Origin of the sequence: Pseudomonas sp. YQ_5 (assembly GCF_043103305.1) — a bacterium.
Taxonomy (GTDB): domain Bacteria; phylum Pseudomonadota; class Gammaproteobacteria; order Pseudomonadales; family Pseudomonadaceae; genus Aquipseudomonas; species Aquipseudomonas putida_Y.
Genome location: NZ_JBICJS010000038.1, coordinates 1 through 4,124 on the forward strand (window position 1 = coordinate 1; position 4,124 = coordinate 4,124).

4 protein-coding genes are annotated in these 4,124 nt (G+C 53.6%); 1 reads left to right on the forward strand and 3 read right to left on the reverse strand.

Features of this window, described 5'->3' with window-relative positions; all coding sequences use genetic code 11:
* Window positions 1–105: 105 nt before the first annotated feature.
* The 3 genes from ACF8EA_RS06755 to ACF8EA_RS06765 all read right to left on the reverse strand — a co-directional run bounded on the left by ACF8EA_RS06755 (window position 106) and on the right by ACF8EA_RS06765 (window position 3,594).
* Complete coding sequence (locus ACF8EA_RS06755) at window positions 106–618, reverse strand: hypothetical protein (RefSeq protein WP_392521334.1); 513 nt, start codon at window positions 616–618, stop codon at window positions 106–108.
* A gap of 100 nt (window positions 619–718) precedes the next feature.
* A complete protein-coding gene (locus ACF8EA_RS06760) occupies window positions 719–928 on the reverse strand; it encodes a hypothetical protein (protein ID WP_392521335.1) in 210 nt (69 codons plus the stop codon).
* Between the two features lie 35 nt (window positions 929–963).
* Entirely contained in the window at window positions 964–3,594 is a 2,631-nt protein-coding gene (locus ACF8EA_RS06765; RefSeq protein ID WP_392521336.1) for a UvrD-helicase domain-containing protein, read from the reverse strand.
* 269 nt (window positions 3,595–3,863) lie between these two features.
* Here ACF8EA_RS06765 and ACF8EA_RS06770 point away from each other — a divergent pair.
* Window positions 3,864–4,124, forward strand: a 261-nt coding sequence (locus ACF8EA_RS06770; RefSeq protein WP_392521337.1) for a hypothetical protein, incomplete at its 3' end; no start/stop codon positions are given.

Genomic DNA, 4,124 nt, shown 5'->3' on the forward strand with positions numbered 1-4,124 from the left:
CCTGATAGCGTAGCAGCTTTGAAAACTCCAATTTTTCCACCCTCTCGAACACTCGATAGTGCATACCTCGCACCATTGCTTTTACGTCTTGCATGCTATTACAGCTTAATACGGCTGAAAAAAACGCTGGACTTCTGCATGTCGTTCGAGCGCTAGGCCAAGCACTGCCAACGCTTGATCCAGCAACCTCTCATCACGCTCAGATCCCTCAATGAGATCTACCTGCCCCGTGGCTTGGTCGCGGTACTTAGCTCCATGCACCAGGTTGTTGCGAGCACGGCGAATTGCGAGAAAAAGCTCCACAGAGTTGGTCACCGCAGCGGTGTCCCGCCACCCTAGCCCACCTCCATCGGGAAGCAGCACTTGTAGCTTGGGCGGCCTGTGCACCAGCTCTGGAGCTAAACCCTGAGCAAGTACCTCTTCAAAAAAGCCTGTTCCGAGATCACTTGCGAAAGCATCCCAATTGGCGTGTACCTTCACGTTACCACCTGGCGCTGCATAGTCCGCAGACCGCTTGAGAGCACACTCGAATCTAGAGAACACGATGAAAAATTCGATCGCAAGCTTGGGCAATTCCCCACCAAGCGCCAGGTCGACAAGGTGCTGATGTTTTCCCATGATTTCCCCTTCGAAGCTTCCATTTATTCGAGGCTTTTCATCACTCGAAACGACTACTTAGCCCTCACCCAAGAAACCACACCTATCTCGGCCGGTACGCTCAGTGCAGCGTCCCTGCTTGACGTCCGGTCGCGCGGAATAGGTAATCGGACACAGCCTGAAAGAGCGCTTCCGCTTCGTTCTTCAGATGCACTACCTCTTCCTCAGGGGCTAAAGCATCCACAGCCTCGTGATAACGTTTGAGCGCGTCAATCGCCTCTCGCATCAACGGATCGTCGCCTTCTAGAAATCGAATGAGATGCTCGTCCAATTGTTTGCTCCAGATTCGCCATCACTCGAAGGCACTCAGTGAACTCGACTGCCAGGCTGCTTAGCTGGCCTTTTGGGTTTGCTGGCAGCGTCCGGAACAGGAGCGTTCACCCGATTCCAGTACGGCTGAGCCGCGTTGATATGACGGCTAGCCCTCTCGATCACCGGCTTAGACCCATCATCCAGGTACCAGTAGCAATAGGTAATCGCTCGGGTAATCGCTACATATGCTGTACGCAAGGCTTCCTCGCCTTGCGAAGTGTCGTATCCGCAAGGATCACCCGGGCGATTGAGGCCAGCCTGAGCGTAAAGGTCATTCTTGGACGGAGAGGACGTTTTGAGATCGCAATCACCCAGCAGGAAAACAGCTTTGGCTTGCAATCCCTTTGCAGAATGGTAGGTCAGGAACTTGATCTGGTCTGAGCGCCTTTCCAGCCTAGCTCGTTCACGAAGATCCTCCAGCGCGTCGCGCGCCTCTTCCTTCACGGAGTTTGAGCGTGTCAGGACGAGGATCGAATCACCTGCATCGTAGTGTCGCTCAACATCGGCTGCGATCTGATTCCAATCCATCTCGCGCACTTCGACTGGTACCTGATGCTCTGCCACAGCCTGGTTTTTCGCAACCCCCCGCTTGCCAGGTACACCACCCGGCGTACGCTTTACGATTTCTTCCGCGGCATCAATCACCATTTGGTGAGACCGGTGGTTCTCCTGCATAAGCACCCGGTTGGGCTCTGGTGATTCGAAGACCTTGTCAAAGTCGATAAGGTAGTGCGGAGAACTGCCACGCCAACCATATATGCTCTGCCAGTCATCGCCGACGGCCATGAGCGAGGCGTACGCCGGTGAACCGTTGGTGGGAACCCTCAAATTCCGTCGCTCGATTTCGGCAAACGTCGCACGTATCCAGGAGATGGTATTAGCGCCGACATCCTGAAACTCGTCGACCAGCAATGTGGTCATCGGTCGCAGCACATCTGGTGTGAGTGCCCGAAGGTTATGGGGCTTACGCTCGCTGAAGATGGAGAACATCGTGTTGAAGGTCATCACCGGCGGAGTCATGTTGAACAGCATCCGTGTGAAGTCGTTCCAGTAGATCGCGAGGGCATGGAAGAAGTCACGATCCGCATCGTCTTTGCGTAGGCGCATGGCCCTGATGGCCTCAAAAACATCCAGGCCGAGATTCTCCATGTACGATGCGGCGCTGTAGAACGCCTCCGTGATGTACTGAGGAGCAATGTCACCTTCGAGCTTATAGGTAAATTTTGGGCAGGTATTCACCAAGCTGCGGATTGCCTCTATCGGACTGGCCGATTCGACATAGCTTTTTAGGTAGATGACTGGCCGAGAGCAATGAGCCTGAAAGAGGATTCGCTTGTTTTTGACGTCCGCGGTGAGGTAGGGAAAGCGCCCCTCCTTTGCCTTCAAATCACTTGGTTCCGACTTATCCACCCCCAAAATGACAAAGGCATCCAGCTCAGGAATGTAGCCGTTGACTTGGAAGTCCTGGCCAAGAAGCTGAATCACCTTGCGCGAAGGCTCAATACCTTCGATCGGCCATTTGCCCGCAGCGCGCCACAGCTGCTCTAGGGTGTCGCATATGTCTTCGTCAGCCTTGGCCAAGTCGCGCGCCTGCCTTTGCGCCTTCAGCGCGTCAGGGCTATCTGCGTTGACCTTCTCCATCGCCAGTGCGTGACGATACAGCTTACCGATGAGCGTTTTGAACTCGGGATTCTTGTCGTAAAGACGCATGTAGCATTCGTTCATCAGCTCCAGCTGGGGCTCGCCCATCTTCACTTGAAACATGGAGCCTTTCTCTTTCGTCGTGCCGTCCTTTTCCAGGAATTCGAAAGGCTGCACTTGACTCATGCCTGGCAGGCATCGAGCAAAGGACAAAATCCGTGAGTGGAAGGTACGTACGATCTTCAGCGAGTCATCATGCGAGATGTCATAGCCCCAAAGCTTGAAAACCTCTCGGACTTTCTTAGCAAAATCCTTCTTAGACTCAACGGTAAAGGTGACTACGGTGAGGTTCGAAAAATCGATTCCTAAGTAGTGCCTCAACACCAGAAGCCGTAACACCATCGTCGTCGACTTGCCACTCCCCGCGCCGGCAACCACAGATGTGGTGGGCGTTTTGGACAAGATCATCTTCCACTGATCGGCTGAAGGCGGCTGCTTAGGCAATCGATCAGCAACGTCAGCTCTAATTTGTGCCTCCAACTCCTCCGTGATTGGGAAGCGCCAATCTTTAAAGAGCTGGTCTTCCCGGATACCTGGAGCACCAGTCGTGGGTTCGGGGCCAGCCTGAACCTCAATGACCAGCTTGCCTTCGTCAAATCCCTTTTGGTGGCCAGCTTTAAACCCTGCTATCTGCCCTTCCTCAAAGCCAAGGGCTCGACCCTCCTCATGTCCAGCAGCGCGCCCTGCACCAAGACCGCGTGCATGCCCTATCTTGTTTCCTAAAGCGACACCCGCTGCCTGACCTACTTTCAATCCTGACTGATATCCGTCCTCTCGCCCCACGACACGACCTGCTCTCCAAGCAGATACCTGCTGCACGCCTGCGGCATCAAGTAGCCGGTTGACCAGGCGATGCACCAGACTTTTAGAAAACAATGGCTCAACGGTCTCATCCGCTGATGCGTCAGGCTTTGGGGCATCCACTACAACAAATCTCCATTCTGTGCGACAAAGCCCATCCACCAGATGAAGGGTGGTTGTAGGCTCAAATGCGGTGCCTCATTCAAGGCTCAGGCCACGAGAAGCCTACCACCAGAGTGGACGTTTCTCTCACTGCTTCTCGTAAAATGCCCTATCCCGCGACGCACGCAGTGTGTATCGCCCCCCTTTACCCGTTGTTACGAATACCTATGTCACCGGTAGCAGACTGAGAACACTCAAACGAATGGCGTGAAAGCCAACAAGGATGCACTATGAAAGAGCCTGAGAAAGCACAAAAAATCTTGGACGCCCTAGATGCACTAAAAAATAGGATGACCGAGGCTAGCGCACTGAGGAGCGCAATCAGTTCCCGCTTTGACAGTGAACTCAAGAAGCTGAAGGAAGAGAAGGAACGTGAGAAAGAATTGGGAATGGAGGATATCCCTCGCTCTGTCCATCACATGATCTATCATGATTTAAGAACAGGCCACGCCAAGACCTATGGTGCAAAGCGCTTATTTTTAGACGATCAG

What these genes read in the sequence shown, in the direction of transcription:
- ACF8EA_RS06755 (WP_392521334.1), bottom strand. Translation starts at nt 618, where the DNA reads ATGGGAAAACATCAGCACCTTGTCGACCTGGCGCTTGGTGGGGAATTG.